Below are 19,926 nucleotides of genomic sequence, written 5' to 3' on the forward strand. Positions count from 1 at the left end.
TAAGGAGGGGTAGTATGACTGTTGAAACTAAACTGCCATATGATCAAGAATATATCAACCAGTTTTCAAAAGATAGAAATGAACCAGAATGGATGAAATCATTACGCCTTCAAGCTCTTGATCAAGCTGAGTCACTCGAGATGCCAAGGCCTGATAAAACCAAGATTGGTAATTGGAATTTCAGTAACTTTAAACATTCCGCACAAGGCGAGAGTATTTCATCGCTTGAAAATTTACCAGAGGAAATTAGAGACTTTATTGAAAAGGGTTCAGAAAACCTTATTATCCAACGTAATCATTCTGTAGCATATGCATCACTAAATGCTGAACTTAAAGAAAAAGGTGTTATTTTCACCGATATTTTCACAGCGTTAAAAGAACATGAAGATTTAGTGAAACGCTATTATATGAAAGATGCAGTATCGGTTGACGAGCATCGTTTAACGGCGTTACATGCAGCGTTGATGAATGGCGGAATCTTTGTTTATGTACCCAAAAATGTTGAACTAGATGTACCATTACAAACTATTTTTTGGCAGGAAGATCCTGAAGTTGCACTATTTAACCATGTGTTAGTTGTGGCGGATGATAATAGTTCATTAACCTATGTAGAAAACTATATTTCAACTAATGATGAGCAAGAAACTGTAGCAAATATCGTTACGGAAGTCATTGCACATAATAATGCACGGATCTCATTTGGGGCCGTTGACAATTTCGCATCTGGAACTACCACGTATGTTAACCGTCGTGGAGTTGCATACCGTGATGCGAAAATTGACTGGGCATTAGGACAAATGAATGATGGAAACACTGTCTCAGAAAATATTACACATTTAGTTGGGGATAATTCTGAGTCAAAGGCAAAAACAGTAACAGTAGGTCGTGGAAAACAAACACAAAACTTTACTGCAAAAATCGTTCACTTTGGTAAAGAATCAGAAGGATATATTTTGCAACATGGTGTGATGAAAGATAGTGCTACTGCGATTTTTAACGGAATTGGAAAAATCGAACATGGAGCTTCTAAGTCTAACGCTGAACAAGAATCACGTGTGTTAATGTTAAGTAAAAAGTCACGTGGCGATGCTAATCCAATCCTATTAATTGATGAAGATGATGTAACAGCAGGACACGCTGCATCAGTAGGTCGTGTTGATCCTGTTCAATTATACTACTTGATGAGCCGTGGTATTACGCAACAAGAAGCTGAACGTTTAATTATCCATGGTTTCTTGGCACCGGTTGTTAATCAACTTCCGATTGAATCGGTTAAAAAGCAATTAACACAAGTCATTGAAAGGAAAGTTTACTAATGGATGTAAAAGCCATTAGGCAAATGTTTCCTATTCTTGATCAGGAAGTAAACGGACATCCATTAGTTTACCTTGATTCATCGGCTACCTCACAAAAGCCATTACCAGTCATTGAGGCGCTCGATACCTATTATCGTCAGGACAATTCAAATGTCCATCGAGGGGTGCACACACTAGGAACGCGTGCGACTGAAAAATATGAAGGGGCGCGTGAAAAGGTTCGTCGCTTCATCAATGCTTCTAGCACTGCGGAGGTTATCTTTACACGAGGTACGACTACATCAATTAATACAGTGGCAACTAGCTATGCTCGTCAGAATTTAAAAGAAGGCGATGAAATTGTTATTACGCCGATGGAACACCACAGTAATATCATTCCTTGGCAGCAGGTCGCAAAAGCTACTGGTGCAACTTTAAAATATATACCACTTCAAGAAGATGGTACTGTTGCACTTGACGCTGTACGTGATACAATTACTAGTAATACAAAAATCGTTTCAGTTATGCATGTTTCCAATGTTCTTGGAACGATAAATCCAATTAAGGAAATTACAGAAATTGCTCATCAAAATGGAGCAGTAATGCTTGTTGACGGTGCACAAGGTGCGCCTCACATGGCGGTTGATGTAATCGATTTGGATTGTGATTTTTATGCGTTTTCGGGTCATAAAATGGGAGGACCAACTGGAATTGGTATCTTGTATGGTAAACGCGAACTTTTAGAAAAGATGGAACCTGTTGAATTTGGTGGAGAAATGATTGATTTTGTTCATTTACAAGATTCCACTTGGAAAGAGCTTCCTTGGAAGTTTGAAGGTGGCACGCCAATCATTGCAGGTGCTATTGGATTAGGCGCTGCGATTGATTTCCTAAATGAAGTAGGAATGGACAACATCATTGAACACGAACATAAATTAGCTCGTTATGCACTTGATCAATTGCGTACGATTGATGGGATTACCATTTATGGTCCAGAAGAACGTGCAGGGCTTGTCACATTCAATTTAGATGATGTACATCCACATGATACAGCAACAGCATTGGATGCGGAAGGTATAGCAGTGCGTGCAGGACATCATTGTGCACAACCATTAATGCGTTGGTTAGAAGTAACTGCAACAGCACGTGCTAGCTTTTATGTATATAACACCGAAGAAGATATTGACAAGTTAGTTTCAGGACTTGTTAAAACAAAGGAGTATTTTGGTGATGTCTTTTAATAACCTCGATACACTATATAGACAAGTAATTATGGATCACTATAAGCACCCAAGAAACCGTGGCTTTGTCGAAGGTGATGCGTTGACAGTTGAAATGAATAACCCTACATGTGGTGATCGTATTCAACTGCAGCTCAAAATTGATGATGGCATTGTTACTGACGCGAAGTTCGAGGGTGAAGGTTGTTCCATTAGCATGTCATCGGCATCTATGATGACACAAGCAGTTAAAGGGAAGAATGTAGATCAAGCAGTAAAAATGTCTGAGTTATTTTCAAAAATGATGCTCGGTGAAGATGTTGATACTGATGAATTTGATTTGGAAGACATTGAAGCATTGCAAGGAGTAACAAAATTTCCAGCGCGCATTAAATGTGCAACACTGGCCTGGAAAGCAATGGAGAAAGGTGTTCATGACGAGTAAGTAGCCAAAGCGGTAGCCATTGGGTCATTTTATGAAACATGAGTTACAAACACCTAAAGGAGGTTTTTTACATGGCGAAAAAAGCACCTGAAATGGAAGGGTATAAATATGGTTTTCATGACAAAGACGTTTCTATTTTTCGTACAGAAAAAGGGTTAACACCAAACGTGGTAAAGGAGATTTCAAAAATCAAGGATGAACCTCAGTGGATGCTTGACTATCGCTTGAAAGCATTAGAGCATTTCTATAAAATGCCAATGCCACAATGGGGTGGAGATCTTTCTGAATTAAATTTTGATGAAATTATTTACTACGTTAAACCATCAGAACGTCAAGGTAAAACATGGGATGAGGTACCTGAAGAAATTAAAGAAACTTTTGATAAGTTAGGAATTCCTGAAGCTGAGCAAAAATACTTGGCTGGAGTTTCCGCACAATATGAATCTGAAGTTGTGTATCATAGCTTGAAAAAAGATCTATCAGATTTAGGAATTGTCTTTAAGGATACAGATACTGCATTAAAAGAGAATGAAGATTTATTCAAAGAATATTTCGGAAAAGTTATTCCCTATACGGACAATAAGTTTTCTGCACTAAATTCAGCGGTATGGTCAGGCGGTTCGTTCATCTATATTCCAAAAGGTGTGCAAACAACTACACCATTACAAGCATATTTCCGTATTAACTCGGAAAACATGGGACAATTCGAACGGACACTGATCATTGTTGATGAAGGTGCATCGGTTCACTATGTAGAAGGTTGTACAGCACCAGTGTATACAACGAATTCCTTGCATAGTGCAGTAGTTGAAATCTTTGTTAAAAAAGACGCATACTGCCGCTATACAACCATTCAAAACTGGGCAAACAATGTCTATAATCTTGTAACAAAACGGGCAACGTGCGATGCTAACGCAACAATGGAATGGGTCGATGGTAACATCGGATCTAAATTAACAATGAAATATCCTGCTGTCATCTTAAAAGGTGAAGGCGCACGCGGTATGACATTATCCATTGCAATTGCTGGACGCGGGCAACACCAAGATGCTGGAGCTAAAATGCATCACCTTGCCCCAAACACTTCATCAACTATTGTTTCGAAATCAATTTCAAAACAGGGTGGTAAAGTAACATACCGTGGTATCGTTCATTTTGGACGTAAAGCAGAAGGTGCACGCTCTAATATTGAATGTGATACATTAATCATGGATAATGAATCTACTTCAGATACAATTCCATACAATGAAGTAAACAATGAAAACATTTCACTTGAGCACGAAGCAAAAGTTTCAAAGGTCTCTGAGGAACAATTATTCTACTTAATGAGTAGGGGAATTAGCGAACAGGAAGCCACTGAAATGATTGTTATGGGCTTTATTGAGCCGTTCACGAAAGAACTTCCAATGGAATATGCAGTCGAAATGAATCGATTAATTAAATTCGAAATGGAAGGTAGTATTGGTTAAAGTCTATAAATCCCTGTCATAACAATGTTTATGACAGGGATTTTTTTGTGTGAATTGGGTTCGTGCCTAATTTGTGCCTAGTTTGAATCACTTTTCCTTCGCTTTTGTATATAAAATGAACTTATTCAGTTCATCTTCGTCAATTTTTTCTGTTACATCGAGATAAGTATCTGCGGTTGTTTTTATAGTTTGATGTCCTAACCTTTGTGATACATACTTTAAACTCGTGCCAGCTTCAAGTAGTAAAACAGCATGTGTGTGCCGGAACCCATGTGTTCCTTTGTAGCTGACGGCAGCCTTATTACAATAATCCTGAAAGGATTCCCTTACGGTTGATGGAGTGAGGTAGTTCCCTAAATAATTTTGAAAAATAATATCATCTTTATTACGCTTAAATGGCTTATATTTAAAAATAACTTGTTTTGAGTCGTTTTAAATTGTTTTAATTCATTCAATAGGTTTTTGTTCAATTTTATGGTTCTGTATGATGCGGAATTTTTCAGAGATGTTATTCGGACATTATTATTATCATCCCTGCACGTTTGGCATTGAACAGCTATTTTATCTTTTTGTATGTCCGTCCATCGTAATGCAAGTGCTTCACTAATTCTTAATCCAGTCTGACTAAGAAAATAGATTAACATATAATATAAACGATATTCCTCAAAGCGTTGATGTTGATATGTTTTCATGAAATAAAGCAACTGATTTAATTCTTCGAGTTGATAATACTTAACTATTTTATCTGTATTAATTTTATCCTGAACAGGTATTTTGAGTTTTTCTGCTGGGTTTTTGTCCAATATCTCCATTTCATGGACTGCATAATGAAAAATGCTTTTTAAAACGGATAAATATTTCAATCTTGACCCGAAAGAATAACAATTTCAATCATTATCATCCTTCATTCCATGGTACTTATTTAGCCATCTTTTTATTTCTGGTCTTTTTATGTGCATTAAGCGTTTTTTTTCAAAATAAGGTAGAATATGTAGTTTAACAATGACCTCCAATTGATGGAATGTTGATTCTTTTACGGATGTCTTTTTGTGTTCATATAACCACTCTTACTACTTCTTTAAACAAAATTTCCCTATCGGTTAACGTATAGCCATAATAAAGCCTTTCTTCGACTTCACTTGCCTTAACTTTAGCTTCTTTTTTCGAGCGGAAAGAACCAATACTGGTTTGTTTACCATCCTTTAAGACCCGTGCTTGCCATCTGCCACTGTTTAGTTTTCTGAATGTAGCCATGATCAATCCTCCAATTACTAATCCTCACTATATGGAACGGCAATTAATTGAGGTGATGAATCCCATTTTTTTAGTCGTCCATCTTCAAAAAGCGTTGATGTTGAACCACAGTTTGGACAAAATCTAGCATTGTTTTCAAGTATTTCACCACAACCTTCGTCATGATTATGCCACTTGATAGATTGCTTATAATCATCATCATCATTTATATTAAGACTCGTGCATTTATTTATCAGGTAAACACCACAAATGATACAATAATTTGATGTTTTTCCTGAAACACCAGTATTGCAATTTGGGCACTTACTTGTTGTTATAATAGGTATCTTCTCCGTTTGGTTTGTGTCCTCCCTCTGTTTGATAAAAGCAGCAAATAGTATTCGTATCGGGTTGTCCTCGGCATAATGTATATTATATTCATTCTTGCCTCTGGTTAAGAACTTTTTAATCTGTTTAGATGCTGTATGGGTTAGTCCGCACAAATCAGATATAGAATTTACCTCAATCGCATCAAGCGCCCTTAATACAGGAGGTGGTGCTAGTGTGTTGGCTTTTTTAAATTGTTATCTAAATTCACCTTCAGGCTGTCAATATTGGGATAGTATAATGTAAGTTTCTTCTGGCTTCCAAATAAATCTACTTAAAATTCAAAATCATAAGTTTTCGGATGATTCTATAGAAAAGTAGTATATTTTTAAATAATGTAAGCAGTTACAATACATGTAAGCGCTTAAGAAAAAAGGGGGATATTAATATGAAGAAGCTTGCACTTATGCTTTTTAGTATCGTAGCACTTTTTGGTTTAGCTGCATGTAGTGGCGGAGAAAGCAAAGAGGCATCCGGAAGTGGTGTCATTGAGCTAACAGTTTGGAATGACTGGACAGAAGATCGTCCTGAGAATACAGCTTATAAGAATATGGTGAAAAAGTTCAATGAGAAACATGATGATATTGAAGTGATAATTGAAGCAATTCCACATGATCAGTATGAAACAAAGCTTAGAACACAAGCAGCTGGTAAACAGTTACCGGATATGTTCCGTGTATGGCCAGGGGCAAGACTTGCTCCATTAGTAAAAGGAGGAGCGGTTCTTTCATTAAATGAAATCGCTGATAATTGGAAGGATATCCCTGAAGGCATTATGAAAGACTATGCGGTTGATGGAGAACAGTATGCAATTCCAGGAAATATTAGCGAAACAAGTTTAATTTTCTATAACAAGAAATTAGTTTCTGAAGCAGGTTTTGAAAAATTCCCTAAATCATATGAAGAATTAAAATCACTAATTAAAGCACTAAATGATCAAGAGGTTACACCAATTGCACTTGGGAATAAATCAATTTGGCCACTTCAATCCATTTATATTTCAACGATTGCTGATCACTTTACTGGAAGCGATTTCTTACCAAATGTATTAAGCGGTGAAGGTACTTTTGAAAATGAGCAGTTTATTAAATCATTAGCTGTAATTGAAGAACTAACTAAGTTAAATGCGTTTAACACAGATATGAACACGTTAGATGAAGCACAAGCTAGAAACAAATTTATTTCCGGTGAAACTGCGATGCACTTTGCTGGTTCATGGGCAATTGGACCAATCTTAGAAAGCTCAAAGGACATTGATAACATTGGTGTTGCACCGTTCCCAACTTTTGCTGAAGGAGAAGGTGATCCAGGGAAGATTGCAGGTGTTGCTGGTGGTGGTATCGCACTTAATAGTAAGCTGAGCGGGGAGAAAAAAGAAGCAGCATTTGAATTTTTGAAGTTCTTCTACAATGACGAAATGTACCAGCAACTGTTAGAAGCGAACATTATTGTCCCTGTAGATTTAGAAATGGGCGAAGACATTCCACAGGTATTCCAAGAAGCTAATAAATTGGCACAGGGTGGATTAGCACCGGTTTATGATGCAGTGTTAACACCTGAATTAACTGATATTATTAACAACGGTCTGCAGTCGATTACGATTGGTGAAAAGACCCCGGAAGAACTTGCAGCTGAAATGCAGGAAAATGTAGAAGCCAAATAATTTAAACGTACAGTTTTCCAAATTATTGGCAACCTGTACTTATCAAGGGGGGAGACTATGCATGCGGCTAGAAACAAAAGAATAGCCATTATTTTTGGCTTATTACCTGCAATACTTATTTATCTTGTCTTTGCAATTTTGCCGATTCTTCAATCCTTTTACTATTCATTAATGGAATGGAATGGATTTTCTGAAATGCAATTTGTGGGATTAAGGAACTTCACTGAACTTTTCCAGGACCCATTATTCTGGAATTCAATGAAAAACAATATTTATGTTGTGTTGGCATCCGTTTTTGGTCAAGTGCCTATCGCATTATTTTTTGCGCTACTGTTAAATAGAAAAATTAAAGGTTTAAAATTTTTTCGTACGATTGGCTTTTTGCCGGTTGTACTATCAACGGTTGTCATTTCGTTGACATGGAGTCTGATTTATAACTCTGAAAATGGCTTGATAAATGAATTTCTAAGAGCAATTGGCCTTGGTGAACTTGCGCAGAACTGGTTAGGTGATACCAATTTGACCATGATTTCTGTTTTAGTTGTAGTTATTTGGCAGTTTGTAGGTCTGTATTTAATTATTTTCCTGGCTGCGTTACAGAATATACCGGAGGAAGTAATAGAAGCAGCAAAAATCGATGGTGCTTCTGAATGGACAACTACCTGGAAGATAACGGTACCAATGATTTGGGACACCATTATTGTGGCAGTTATTTTATGTATTGCTGGTAGTCTTAAAACATTTGATTTAATTTACGTAATGACCCACGGTGGTCCAGCCCATTCGACTGACGTTATGGCATTGTATATGTTCAATGAGACATTCAGTCAGCTGCAATACGGATATGGTAGTGCTGTTTCAGTAGTTATTTTCTTCTTTAGTTTAATTTTAATTTACACTGTGACAAAACTATTAGGGAAAAAGATGGTGTAGGGAGGAGGAATTCATATGGAATCCGTGAAGAATTCAGGAAGAGTAAGGAAGTTTAGAATGAAAAACCCAATTATTTACACCTTATTAATTATATTTGCAATTGTAAATGCCTATCCGATTCTATGGATGGTCATCAACTCGTTTAAGTCAAAGCAAGAGTTTGCTAACAATCAGTCTGGATTACCTCATGAGTTTGTGATTGATAACTATATCAATGCATGGAAAACTGCGGACTTAGGTACCTTGTTTACCAATAGCATATTTATTTGTGTTAGTGCAACGATCATCACCGTATTGATAGGAGCAATAACATCGTATTTCCTATCAAGATTTACATTTAAAATGAACAAAATCGTTTATACCTTTTTCATTTTTGGTATGTTGATCCCGATTCACGCAACATTAGTACCCATGTTTATTTTAATGAGAAATATAGGACTGTTAAACACTCCTATAACATTACTATTTCCATATATAGCTTTTCATTTACCGATTACAATTTTTATTTTGACCAGTTTTATGAAGGCATTTCCAAAAGATATAGAGGAATCTGCCATCATGGACGGCTGTGGAATATTTCGGGTATTCTGGTCAATCATTTTGCCAATGACTCGTCCTGCCTTAGCGACGGTTCTTATCCTAAATTTCATCTACAACTGGAATGAATTTTCTTTTGCACTTGTTCTAATAAATGATCCTGCATTACAAACACTACCATTAGGTCTTGCTAGCTTCGCTGGTCAATTTACAACCAATTATGGGGCTCAAATGGCTGGTTTAACAATGTCATTAGTACCTATTCTTGCTTTCTATTTACTGTTGGAAAAAGAAATTGTAAAAGGTATGACAGCAGGTGCTGTAAAAGGATAAGATAGAGGTAGTAAATGTAAAAGGCTGATGCATATGTTTCGTCACTTAAGTTTAAGGAAGAAATTTGTAACCATATTTCTAGTTTTAATCACACTACCTATTATTCTTTTTGGTCTCTTAATCTATCATCAGGCAACCGAGGCCTTTAAAAATCAGGCTGAACAGAATATTGGATCAAGACTTGAAAAAAATGAAGAAAACCTTACAGCTATTATGCAGGGGATAGAGAATATGTCCTCTTATATGATTTATGACGAGAGCTTCCGGACCTTTTTTACTACTCCGAAAGAGGATGTTCAGGTAATCAGACGAGCGGAAGAAGCGATTCGTGGATATTTTACCTTCCAGTTGATGAGCTATGAGTATATTGATTCGATTAAGTTGACAGGTAAAGAGGGCAGTTCCCTGTACTTTGGTAATCCTGTCTCAACAAATGAAAGGCATTTAAAGGAGGACGCAGTTGAGAAACAAGGGGCGCCCAACTGGAGTAACTCTTATCAAGTGGTTAGTGACTGGTCTGGAACACATACAGTTATCAGCATGACGAGGGTTATTAATAATATTATTAATATCTCTCAACCAATTGGTTATATAAACATTCGCCTTAATGAAGCACATCTCTATCAATCAATTGAAGCAGATCCGTCTCGACAAGGTAATTATTTTGTTATTTCCAACAAGAGTAATGTTGTTCTGCATGAAGATAGTTCACTAGTTGGACAACCATTTCCAGATTCAAATGTAGCCGACTTAGTTATGAATAGTAAGAAGCGCACGGTTACGTATGAAAAAGATGGAGATACATTTCTAATTGTAAAGAAAAAAATAGAAGGAACCAATTGGATATCTGTCGTGATGGTTAATCAAGATGCGGTAGTAAATAGTTTGTATGATGTTAGAACTCTCATTGTTATTATGGTTGTTTTACTTTCGGTACTAGGTGTTGTTGCATTCATTGGATTCTATAAGTGGCATGTTAAGCCAATTGTTGAGCTCACGGAGCAAACGAAACAGCTTGAAAAGGGAAATTTTACGGCAAAGGTTACGATAAATTCCAAGGATGAAATTGGTAAACTAGGCATGAGATTTAACCAGATGGTTGTCATGATTCAGAAATACATTGACATCGAATATAAGTTGAAAATAAAGCAAAAAGAATCGGATCTTAAAGCACTGCAAAACCAAATTGACCCGCATTTTCTTTATAATACACTCGATATGATTCGTTGGACGGCAAGGATGGAAAACGCGTTAGAAACTGGTCAGTTAATTGGGCGACTTTCAAAGATTTTTCGTATGAATTTAAATATGGGAAAAACGTGGGTTACGGTGGAAGAAGAGATCACGTATATTTATAACTATCTGGAGTTACAAAGAAGTCGAATGGGAGAACGTTTAAACTTTACTATCTTTTATGATGATCAACTAAGGAATGCATATATGATTAAGCAAATAGTACAGCCCCTTGTTGAAAACAGTATTCAACATGGTTTTAAAGACCTGACAAGACAAGGGAAAATATATATTCGCTGTTACAAAGTAGGGCAAGAGATTCAGATCGATATTATCGATAATGGGCGGGGCTTTCCAAATCGTGCAAATGAAATAGAAGATGGGCAAAAGACAGGTTATGCAATGAGCAATTTAGAAGAACGGATGAGAATTGTTTTTGGAGATACGTTTGGGCTGGAGCGAATAGCCTCTGAACAGGGCGCTTGGATCCGCCTGACACTTCCAATCCTTAGTAGTCATGATATTAATGACACTAGAATCAGGTGAGTTGAATGACTTTTAACATGTTAATTGTAGATGACGAACCAATCATTTGTCGTGGATTAGCAACTACTATTCCATGGAATGACCATGATTTGGAAGTCACGGATATAGCATATGATGGTGATGAAGCCATTGCAAAGATTACTAAAAACAAAGGAATCGACCTGGTCATTACAGATGTCAAAATGCCAAACAAAGATGGTCTTGAATTATCAGTCTATCTATCTGAAAATTACCCTGAAACGAAGGTTATTATCATTAGTGGGTATGACGAATTTAAATATGCGCAACAGGCAATACAATTGGGTGTTCATGATTATCTATTAAAACCAGTTGATATTGATGAATTATTGAAAGTTGTTCGAAAAGTAACGAGTGAATTTAAAAAAACACAACTGGAAACCGAGCACTATCAACACGCAAATTTAATGAATGCCCTTTATCATCAAGTTTTTAATTATCCTATTAAAGTCCCTGAGGAGTTAGTAGTGTTCCAACACGAAAGGATTTACCCATTTTTAACGATGGTAAAAAATTATATGCAAATTACAAAAAACATGGATCCAGAGGAATTGAATTCGTTTAAACTTCAGTGGAAAAACGCAGTGGTTGATCATTTAGCATCTAAGGGATTGACGACTATTTCGATATTCCTAAGTGAAAATATGTTACTTACTTGTGTCAAGGATGATCGTAACAATTTGTTGGTGGGAGATTTTGTTCCCCTTGCGAATGAAATGGAATCGAATCAAATCTTGTTTATATTACACGAAACCAGTACCGAAGTTAAGAACATTAATCAAGCTACTAATCTATTGATTGAGAACGTGAAATATCTTCCAATAAATACGGAACAGATGGTTATTGATTCAACTGTGGAAAAGTTAAGCGAAGCCAATTATTCGTATCCGATACAACTAGAAGATAACTTGACCGAATCCATTGTTCAATTTAACCAAAGGGGAATATCAGATTATACGAACCAGTTATTTAACTACTTGCAAGTAAACCAATTTTTATTGGAAGAAATCGTTAACGTTTGTAGTAAAATAATGAACAAGGTGGTCAATCGATTGAGTAACCTTTTGCAAAAGGAATCGGCAGTTGTTCCTTTTCATTTTAACCAGAGTATTGATTTTCTTTTGTTTGATTCCTATGATCTGTTACAGGAATTGTTTGAACAGGATATTGAAAAAGTGATTTACGCGTTTAATTTAAAAGACGTTGAGAGTAAGGATTGGTTAATGGAGAGGGCAATCGACTATATTAAGTCTTATTATAAGTCTGAAATCAAGGCACAGGAAGTTGCTGATGTAATCAATATATCACCAAATTACTTTAGTTCCCTGTTTAAACAGAAAACAGGTAGGAATTTCAATGAATACGTCAATCATATGCGGGTAGAGGAAGCGAAAAAATTACTTGCTGAAACTCCTTTTAAGGTAGGTGAGATTGCTGAACAAGTTGGTTTTCATGAGTATAAATATTTTGTCGGGGTCTTTAAGAAATATGCAGGAATGACACCTACAAAATTCAGAAAATTCACTACTGTTAAAAGTGAATAAGTTATTTTAGCAAAAAGGGGGTGGGAGGGAATACCATGAAGATGACCTTTAGGTGGTATGGTGAGTCGGATCCGGTTACGTTAAAGCAGATTAAACAACTACCTGGAATGCATGGGATTGTTAGTGCTATCTATGATGTACCTGTAGGGGAAGTTTGGCCTTTATCAAAACTTGATTCGTTAAAGCGTAAAATTGAGTCCGAATCATTGGCATTTGATGTAATTGAAAGTGTTCCAGTACATGAGGATATAAAACTAGGGCTGTCTACACGAGATTATTATATCAATAACTATAAAGAAACGATTCGTAATGTTGCTAAAGTGGGTATTTCTGTAATTTGTTATAATTTCATGTCAGTGTTTGATTGGACAAGAACACAACTAGATAAAGAATTATCGGATGGCTCGACAGCGTTAGTCTACTACCAATCACAGTTAACAGATATAGATCCAGAAACGAATCATTTATCTTTACCAGGGTGGAATGCCTCATACACACATAATGAGCTAAAGGGTTTAATTGCTCAATACAAAGATCTTGGTGAAGAACAACTATGGGACAATTTAACTTATTTCTTAAACGAGATTATTCCTGTTGCAGAAGAATGTGATGTGAAAATGGCAATTCATCCAGACGATCCACCTTGGCGTATATTTGGTATTCCAAGAATCATAACGAATGAACAAAACCTTGATCGGTTTTTACAGCTATATGATAGCCCTGCAAATGGGTTAACACTGTGTAGTGGCTCACTTGGATGCAGCAGTAAAAATGATGTCGCATTCTTAGTAAGAAAATATTCTAAGCAAAAAAGAATTCACTTTGGTCATATGAGAAATGTAAAGATTTTTGAAAATGGCGATTTTGAAGAATCAGCCCACTATACTTCAACTGGAAGTTTAGATATGGTAGACATATTGAAAGCCTATCACGAAAATGACTTTGACGGATTCATCCGACCTGATCACGGAAGAATGATTTGGGGAGAAACTGGGAGACCTGGCTATGGTTTGTATGACAGGGGTCTAGGAGCAATGTATCTACTAGGTATCTGGGAAACGTTGAAAAAAATCTAAGGAGGACAACTATTATGGAAAATATAAAAGTTAATGTACCGAAAAATTTCATTATAGGTGCTGCGGTATCAGCTTGGCAAACAGAAGGTTGGTCAGGAAAAAAGGATTCACAGGATTCTTACCTTGACCTTTGGTATAAGAATAACAAGCATGTTTGGCACGATGGTTATGGACCAGCAGTTGCTACTGATTTTAGAAATAGATATAAAGAAGATATTGCGTTAATGAAAGAAATAGGTCTTACCCATTTTCGCACGTCAATTAATTGGGCACGCTTCTTAACTGATTATGAAAATGGAGTAGTAGATGAAGAGTATGCAAGCTATGTGGATGATGTTATCAATGAGTTACATGCCAATGGAATTGAGCCAATGTTTGCTTTAGAACATTATGAAGTTCCTGCCGAGTTATTTGAAAAGTATGGCGGTTGGGAATCAAAGCATGTACTGGAGTTATTTATTACATATGCAGAAAAAGTGTTTGATCGCTTTGGTGATCGCGTCAAGCATTGGTTTTCATTCAATGAACCTGTCGTTGTCCAAACGCGGGTGTACTTAGATGCGATCCGGTGGCCGTTTGAACAAAATACGAAAAAATGGATGCAGTGGAATTATAATAAAGGCCTAGCGACAGCGAGACTTGTTAAGCTGTTTAAAGAAAAAGAATTAAAAGAAAAATATGGTGCTAAAATTGGTGTTATTTTAAATCCTGAGGTAACCTATGCGCGATCTACAGCTCCACATGATCAGGAAGCTGCTAGAATATATGATCTACTTTTTAACCGTACATTCTTAGACCCGGCAATTAAAGGGGAATATCCGCAAGAATTATTTGACCTACTGTATAAGCATGATATTACGTTTGATTATACAGAAGAAGAGCTGCAAGTCATCAAAGAAAACACGGTGGACTATGTAGGATTAAATTTATACTTCCCACACCGTGTACAAGCACGTACGTCCGCATGGAATGAGGGAATTCCTTTCCACCCAGCTTATTATTATGAAAAATTTGAGCTTCCAGGTAAGAAAATGAATCCATACCGTGGTTGGGAGATTTATCCGCAAATTATGTACGATATGGGCATCCGTATGAAAGAGGAGTATGGAAATATCGAATGGTTCATTGCAGAAAATGGAATGGGTGTAGAAAACGAACACCGATTTAAAAATGAAGAGAATATCATTCAGGATGATTATCGAATCGATTTTATCAGTGAACATTTAAAGTGGTTACTAAAAGCAGTAGAGGAAGGGGTTAATTGTACTGGGTATATGCTCTGGGCATTTTCGGATTGTGTGTCACCGATGAATGCATTTAAAAATCGGTACGGATTAGTGGAAATAAATCTGGCAGATAACCGAAACCGCAGTCTGAAAAAATCTGCTTATTGGTATAAACAGGTCATCGAAACAAGGGAATTTGATGCTAAAAATGATGCCATAAACAAATAATTATTCTTAGTAAAGTCAATAAGAATGGGTGTAGTTATGAAAAAATATTTAGCTTTCGATTTCGGTGGAACTTTTGTGAAGTATGGTGTAGTGGGAGAAAATGCGGAAATAGTAGAAAAAAACAAAGTGAAAACACCAAAAACATTAGATGAACTAGTACAGTTGATAGAAACAATCAGCAAAGAAAACCAAAATACGAAAGGGATTGCAATTAGTTCTCCAGGTGCTGTATCTAATGAAGGATTCATTTATGGCTCAAGTGCAATTCAGTATATACATGGAACAAACATAAAAGAATTGATTGCAGCACGGACGGGGCAATCCGTTTATTTAGAAAATGATGCCTATTGTGCTGGGTATGCGGAAATTTGGAAGGGTTCGGCAAAGGGTAGGAAAGATGTACTTGTTATTGTAATTGGAACAGGAATTGGTGGAGCTGTTATCAAAAATGGTTCTTTGCATAAAGGGGCTAACTTGCATGGCGGTGAATTTGGGTACATGTTACTAAGCACTGACCTTGAAAGTAGCGATGATGTGTGGAGTAGAATTGCATCTACTAAGGCGTTAGTTAAACGAGTCGCTCATTTAAAGCAGATAGAACCAGAATCATTGTCTGGTGAGCGAATTTTTGAATTAGCTGAAGCAGGTGATCAAGTTTGTATTGATGCATTGGATCGTTTTTATCACTTGTTGGCTATAGGTATCTACAACCTGCAATATGTATATGATCCAGAAGTGATATTAATAGGTGGAGGAATTAGTGCAAGAGAAGATTTAGTTGATCATATAAATGAAAAACTTGATAGAATACTAGACCTTATTCCTCTTGCCAAAGTGAAGCCGAAAATAGATACATGTAAGTTTCGTCAAAATGCGAATATTCTAGGGGCTGTATATGGCTTTATAAGGAATAACTAAAGTATAAGAGATTAGTAAAACTAATTGAACAATATATGGGAGGTATTTTTTTTATGGAAATACAGCATAAATTCCCAGAAGGATTTTGGTGGGGAAGCGCGGCTTCAGCAACACAGATGGAAGGTGCTGCGTCGGAAGGTGGCAAAGGACTAAATATTTGGGATCATTGGTATGCCAAGGAACCTAACCGCTTTTTTGAAGGAGTAGGACCAGAAACAACATCTGATTTTTATCATCGGTACAAAGATGACATCCGTTTAATAAAAGAGATTGGACATAATTCATTTAGATTGTCTATTTCATGGTCTAGATTAATTCCGGGTGGAGAAGGAAAGGTAAACCAAGAGGCTGTTACCTTCTATAATAATGTAATTGAAGAACTACTATCTAATGATATTGAACCATTCGTTAACTTGTTCCACTTTGATATGCCACTGGAATTGCAAAATAAAGGTGGTTGGGAAAATAGAGAAGTAGTTGACGCTTATGTAGAATATGCTCGCAAAAGCTTTGAACTTTTTGGGGGCCGCGTGAAAAAATGGTTTACTTTTAATGAACCAATCGTACCTGTTGAAGGTGGATATCTTTATGATTTCCACTATCCTAATGTGGTTGATGCAAAGAGAGCTTTTCAAGTTGCCTACAACACTATAATTGCTCATGCGAAAGCTGTAGAGGTTTTTCGCAAGCTTGACCAGAATGACTCTAAAATAGGTATTATACTTAATTTGACTCCTTCATACCCGAGAAGTCAAAACCCTGCAGACTTAAAAGCTTCTAATATTTGTGATTTATTTTTCAATAGAAGTTTCCTAGACCCTGTTGTAAAAGGGGAATACCCACAGGAACTAATTGAACTGTTAGAGCAACACGGTCAGCTTCCTGATACGGAGTTTGGGGATGTAGAATTATTAAAAAATAATACAGTTGAACTATTAGGTGTTAACTATTATCAACCAAGGCGTGTCAAGGCGAAAGACAGTTTACCTAATCCGTATTGCCCATTTATGCCTGACTGGTTCTTTGATAATTATGAAATGCCAGGACGAAAAATGAACCCGTATAGAGGTTGGGAAATTTACGAAAAAGGAATTTATGATATCATGATTAATCTTAAAGAAAACTACGGTAACATTGAATCATTTATTTCGGAGAATGGGATGGGTGTTCAAGATGAAGACCGTTTTATTGAAAATGATAGAATTGAAGACAACTATCGTATTGAATTTATTCAAGGTCACCTTGAATGGCTGCATAAGGCTATTCAAGAAGGATGTAATGCAAAAGGGTACCATTTATGGACGTTTATGGATAACTGGTCTTGGATGAATGCCTACAAAAATAGGTACGGATTTTTTTCCGTTAATATTGAAACAAAAGAAAGAACAGCTAAGAAAAGTGCGTTATGGTTTGCAGAAGTATCAAACAACAATGGTTTTTAATTACCTGCTACACACTATAGAGAGGGAAATGTAAATGGAAGGCATTAAAGTAGTAACTATTGGTGGGGGATCTAGCTATACTCCCGAGCTGGTAGAAGGTTTTATTAAAAGGTATTCCGGCCACGTACGAATCGGGAAAAAGAGCTTATCAGGAGGCGGAACTGGGACCAGATGATATTGATGTGGTAGAGTGAATCAATCCTTTTGTTGGTGGTTGTGTGACCATTGTTCGCTTTAAAGCAGTTATGACAAGTTCCTTCGTCATTCGTTCTCCCATAGCCCAACCAATAAGACGACGTGAATAAAGATCCATAATAGAGGCTAAATACAACCAGCCTTCGCTTGTCCAAATATGTGTGATGTCACCGACCCAAACTTGTCCCGGATGGTCTACTTTAAACTCTTGATTTAATAAGTTTGGATAAATAGGCAAATTGTGCTTTGAGTTCGTTGTTGCTTTATATTTTTTCATTGTTTTAGATCAAATTTGGTTCTCCTTCATGATCCGTGTCACAGTCTTCTGGGATACGTTAATACCCTGTGTGTTCAATGTCTTAGTAATTTTAGGACTTCCATAGATTTTTCTGGATTCTAAGTGAATACGTTTAATGCGTGCTGTAAGACGCTCTCGTCTCTTTTTCTGTTCACTTTTTGGTCGATTAAGCCAAACATAATAGCCACTTTTGGATTCACCTAATACTTCGCACATCTTCGCTACACGAAATTCGTGTCGGTGCTTGTAGATGAAGTCATAGATTAAGGGGAAATCCTAGAATTTCGTTAGATACCCCATACCTGCATTTTATACTTCATGTAGAGCTTCCTCCTAAGTTGATTTGTTTGTGTGTAAATTCATCTTATCGAGGGGCTCTATTTTTTTCAAACCTTAAATTTAACGTTCTACAGGAATGCTAACAAAGAAGTTTTGGATTTTGTAGTAGATGTTTATCAAATTAATTAAACCAATAAAAGAAGAGTTGGGTAGCAGTGACTTTTATTCAATCAACTTTTCTAATGAAGGTTTGGGGTTATTAAAGATAGGAGATCAATGGTTAGAAATTGATGCAGGAGAACCAGATAAGGTTAAGATTACACCACATTTTAGAGTTGGGACAGGTAATGGAAATGGTTCAGTGCATAATGGTGACAGAAAGGATTTTTTTAAATATAATCTAGCATTTGTAGATGAGAATAATCATTATATTACATTTAAAACAATTGATCTAATTTTCAAGAGAACATTTTATCATGATAGTTCTATTTCCGTAATGAAATGATATGTAGAGTTTTAGTTTCGAACAGTCCTTATAATTAAGGGCTGTTTTTATTATGCCTAATTAAAAAATTAAAAGAGGGATGATTTGATCACCCTGATTAAGTATTAAAAACCTAGTTTTCTTATAGTCCATTCTTTTCCAGCTTCAACCTTCATGTCATGCCAAGAGTTAAATGAAGAATTTTGGGATACGAATATATCCAATTGATGTTCAGGAATAGCATCTAGGTCATTCTGGGTTTCAAGCCTAAAAGGTGAAGCATCAAAAAACAAGTCAATAGTACTAAATTGAGTGTATGTTGCCATAAACTTTGGATTAAATAAATCCTTAAATGGTATTTGATTATCACCATCTATTCTTTTAGTATTTTTCCTAACTTGTCTAACTTTTTTTCAAAGTCTCCAATACCTTTATTTTTCATTTTTTCACCACCTTTGTAAATATATTCTAACATTAATTAAAAGTATATTCAATATATAGTAAATATTACCTCATTTAACACTATATATTGATTTATCATTCAAACCTAATTATTGACTAGATAAACGTGAAAGAAAATAGTTTTAAATTGTTCCGGATATATGAATAGTTCCTTTACTTTTAAACGCTTACCTATTGCTAACGATTGCATAGCAAAACAAAGAGAAAAAGATCAAACTTTATTACAAGCTGCATATATATAATGGTTGGTGAACCTAGTAGATGAAAGTTAGCTAAAGTAAAGGTACTATCCAATACAAGTAAACGGTCCTAACTTTTTAATCATGACATTATTTCCTGCGTGCCTAATTTGTGCCTACTCTTGATTGATAAACTTTGATATATTCTGAAAAGAAAAATCAAACAATGTTGATTTAATGGTACTTTTGATGCAATATAGAACATTTAGGAAAGCATCATTAA

General features: G+C 36.1%; 20 protein-coding genes and 1 pseudogene. 14 read left to right on the top strand and 7 right to left on the bottom strand.

Annotation, left to right across the window (positions count from 1 at the left end):
* Positions 1-14 precede the first annotated feature (14 nt).
* The 4 genes from sufD (at position 15) to sufB (ending at position 4,429) form a co-directional block, all read left to right on the top strand.
* The gene (gene sufD, locus AC3G7N_RS11715) at positions 15-1,316 is read left to right on the top strand and encodes a Fe-S cluster assembly protein SufD (protein ID WP_489422341.1); all 1,302 of its coding nucleotides are present in this window, start codon (positions 15-17) and stop codon (positions 1,314-1,316) included.
* Entirely contained in the window at positions 1,316-2,536 is a 1,221-nt protein-coding gene (locus AC3G7N_RS11720) for a cysteine desulfurase (RefSeq protein ID WP_489422342.1), read from the top strand. The genes sufD and AC3G7N_RS11720 overlap by 1 nt, the downstream gene beginning before the upstream one ends.
* Positions 2,526-2,960 (top strand): Fe-S cluster assembly sulfur transfer protein SufU, encoded by a 435-nt coding sequence (gene sufU / locus AC3G7N_RS11725; RefSeq protein WP_489422343.1) that lies wholly within the window; start codon positions 2,526-2,528, stop codon positions 2,958-2,960. The genes AC3G7N_RS11720 and sufU overlap by 11 nt, the downstream gene beginning before the upstream one ends.
* Before the next feature lie 71 nt (positions 2,961-3,031).
* Positions 3,032-4,429, top strand: a complete 1,398-nt coding sequence (gene sufB / locus AC3G7N_RS11730; RefSeq protein WP_489422344.1) for a Fe-S cluster assembly protein SufB — start codon at positions 3,032-3,034, stop codon at positions 4,427-4,429.
* Positions 4,430-4,516: 87 nt separating this feature from the next.
* Here sufB and AC3G7N_RS11735 read toward each other — a convergent pair whose 3' ends face one another.
* From AC3G7N_RS11735 to AC3G7N_RS11755, 5 genes are all read right to left on the bottom strand, one after another.
* Complete coding sequence (locus tag AC3G7N_RS11735; protein ID WP_489422418.1) at positions 4,517-4,843, bottom strand: tyrosine-type recombinase/integrase; 327 nt, start codon at positions 4,841-4,843, stop codon at positions 4,517-4,519.
* A complete protein-coding gene (locus AC3G7N_RS11740) occupies positions 4,783-5,241 on the bottom strand; it encodes a tyrosine-type recombinase/integrase (RefSeq protein ID WP_489422345.1) in 459 nt (152 codons plus the stop codon). Before AC3G7N_RS11740 ends, AC3G7N_RS11735 begins: the two co-directional genes overlap by 61 nt.
* A 75-nt stretch (positions 5,242-5,316) precedes the next feature.
* Entirely contained in the window at positions 5,317-5,442 is a 126-nt protein-coding gene (locus AC3G7N_RS11745) for a tyrosine-type recombinase/integrase (protein WP_489422346.1), read from the bottom strand.
* 40 nt (positions 5,443-5,482) lie between these two features.
* The gene (locus AC3G7N_RS11750) at positions 5,483-5,683 is read right to left on the bottom strand and encodes a hypothetical protein (protein ID WP_489422347.1); all 201 of its coding nucleotides are present in this window, start codon (positions 5,681-5,683) and stop codon (positions 5,483-5,485) included.
* 17 nt (positions 5,684-5,700) lie between these two features.
* Positions 5,701-6,165, bottom strand: a complete 465-nt coding sequence (locus AC3G7N_RS11755) for a hypothetical protein (RefSeq protein ID WP_489422348.1) — start codon at positions 6,163-6,165, stop codon at positions 5,701-5,703.
* 272 nt (positions 6,166-6,437) lie between these two features.
* On the opposite strand from AC3G7N_RS11755, the gene AC3G7N_RS11760 reads away from it, so the two are divergent.
* Genes AC3G7N_RS11760 through AC3G7N_RS11800 form a run of 9 tightly spaced genes read left to right on the top strand, consistent with a single transcriptional unit; the run spans position 6,438 to position 17,746 of the window.
* Positions 6,438-7,712, top strand: coding sequence for an ABC transporter substrate-binding protein (locus AC3G7N_RS11760; RefSeq protein ID WP_489422349.1), 1,275 nt, complete (start codon positions 6,438-6,440; stop codon positions 7,710-7,712).
* A 57-nt stretch (positions 7,713-7,769) separates the two neighbouring features.
* Positions 7,770-8,645, top strand: coding sequence for a carbohydrate ABC transporter permease (locus AC3G7N_RS11765; protein ID WP_489422350.1), 876 nt, complete (start codon positions 7,770-7,772; stop codon positions 8,643-8,645).
* 15 nt (positions 8,646-8,660) lie between these two features.
* Complete coding sequence (locus tag AC3G7N_RS11770) at positions 8,661-9,515, top strand: carbohydrate ABC transporter permease (RefSeq protein ID WP_489422351.1); 855 nt, start codon at positions 8,661-8,663, stop codon at positions 9,513-9,515.
* Positions 9,516-9,548: 33 nt separating this feature from the next.
* On the top strand, positions 9,549-11,294 hold the full coding sequence (locus AC3G7N_RS11775; protein ID WP_489422352.1) for a sensor histidine kinase: 1,746 nt from the start codon (positions 9,549-9,551) through the stop codon (positions 11,292-11,294).
* A gap of 5 nt (positions 11,295-11,299) precedes the next feature.
* Complete coding sequence (locus AC3G7N_RS11780; protein WP_489422353.1) at positions 11,300-12,856, top strand: response regulator transcription factor; 1,557 nt, start codon at positions 11,300-11,302, stop codon at positions 12,854-12,856.
* A gap of 35 nt (positions 12,857-12,891) precedes the next feature.
* Complete coding sequence (gene uxuA, locus AC3G7N_RS11785; RefSeq protein WP_489422354.1) at positions 12,892-13,932, top strand: mannonate dehydratase; 1,041 nt, start codon at positions 12,892-12,894, stop codon at positions 13,930-13,932.
* 14 nt (positions 13,933-13,946) lie between these two features.
* Positions 13,947-15,386 (top strand): glycoside hydrolase family 1 protein, encoded by a 1,440-nt coding sequence (locus tag AC3G7N_RS11790; protein WP_489422355.1) that lies wholly within the window; start codon positions 13,947-13,949, stop codon positions 15,384-15,386.
* A gap of 36 nt (positions 15,387-15,422) precedes the next feature.
* Positions 15,423-16,304 carry an ROK family protein gene (locus tag AC3G7N_RS11795; RefSeq protein ID WP_489422356.1) on the top strand — a complete coding sequence of 294 codons (882 nt, stop codon included), beginning with the start codon at positions 15,423-15,425 and terminating at the stop codon, positions 16,302-16,304.
* A gap of 53 nt (positions 16,305-16,357) precedes the next feature.
* On the top strand, positions 16,358-17,746 hold the full coding sequence (locus AC3G7N_RS11800; protein ID WP_489422357.1) for a glycoside hydrolase family 1 protein: 1,389 nt from the start codon (positions 16,358-16,360) through the stop codon (positions 17,744-17,746).
* Between the two features lie 190 nt (positions 17,747-17,936).
* On the opposite strand, the pseudogene AC3G7N_RS11805 reads toward AC3G7N_RS11800, so the two are convergent.
* Positions 17,937-18,506 (bottom strand): annotated as a pseudogene (locus tag AC3G7N_RS11805) (IS3 family transposase); the annotation flags it as partial.
* A 181-nt stretch (positions 18,507-18,687) separates the two neighbouring features.
* Between AC3G7N_RS11805 and AC3G7N_RS11810 the strand changes: the two are divergent.
* Entirely contained in the window at positions 18,688-19,023 is a 336-nt protein-coding gene (locus tag AC3G7N_RS11810; protein WP_489422358.1) for a hypothetical protein, read from the top strand.
* Positions 19,024-19,127: 104 nt separating this feature from the next.
* Here AC3G7N_RS11810 and AC3G7N_RS11815 read toward each other — a convergent pair whose 3' ends face one another.
* Positions 19,128-19,328, bottom strand: a complete 201-nt coding sequence (locus AC3G7N_RS11815; RefSeq protein WP_489422359.1) for a hypothetical protein — start codon at positions 19,326-19,328, stop codon at positions 19,128-19,130.
* Positions 19,329-19,926: the final 598 nt, after the last annotated feature.

The organism is Virgibacillus carmonensis, from assembly GCF_057836705.1.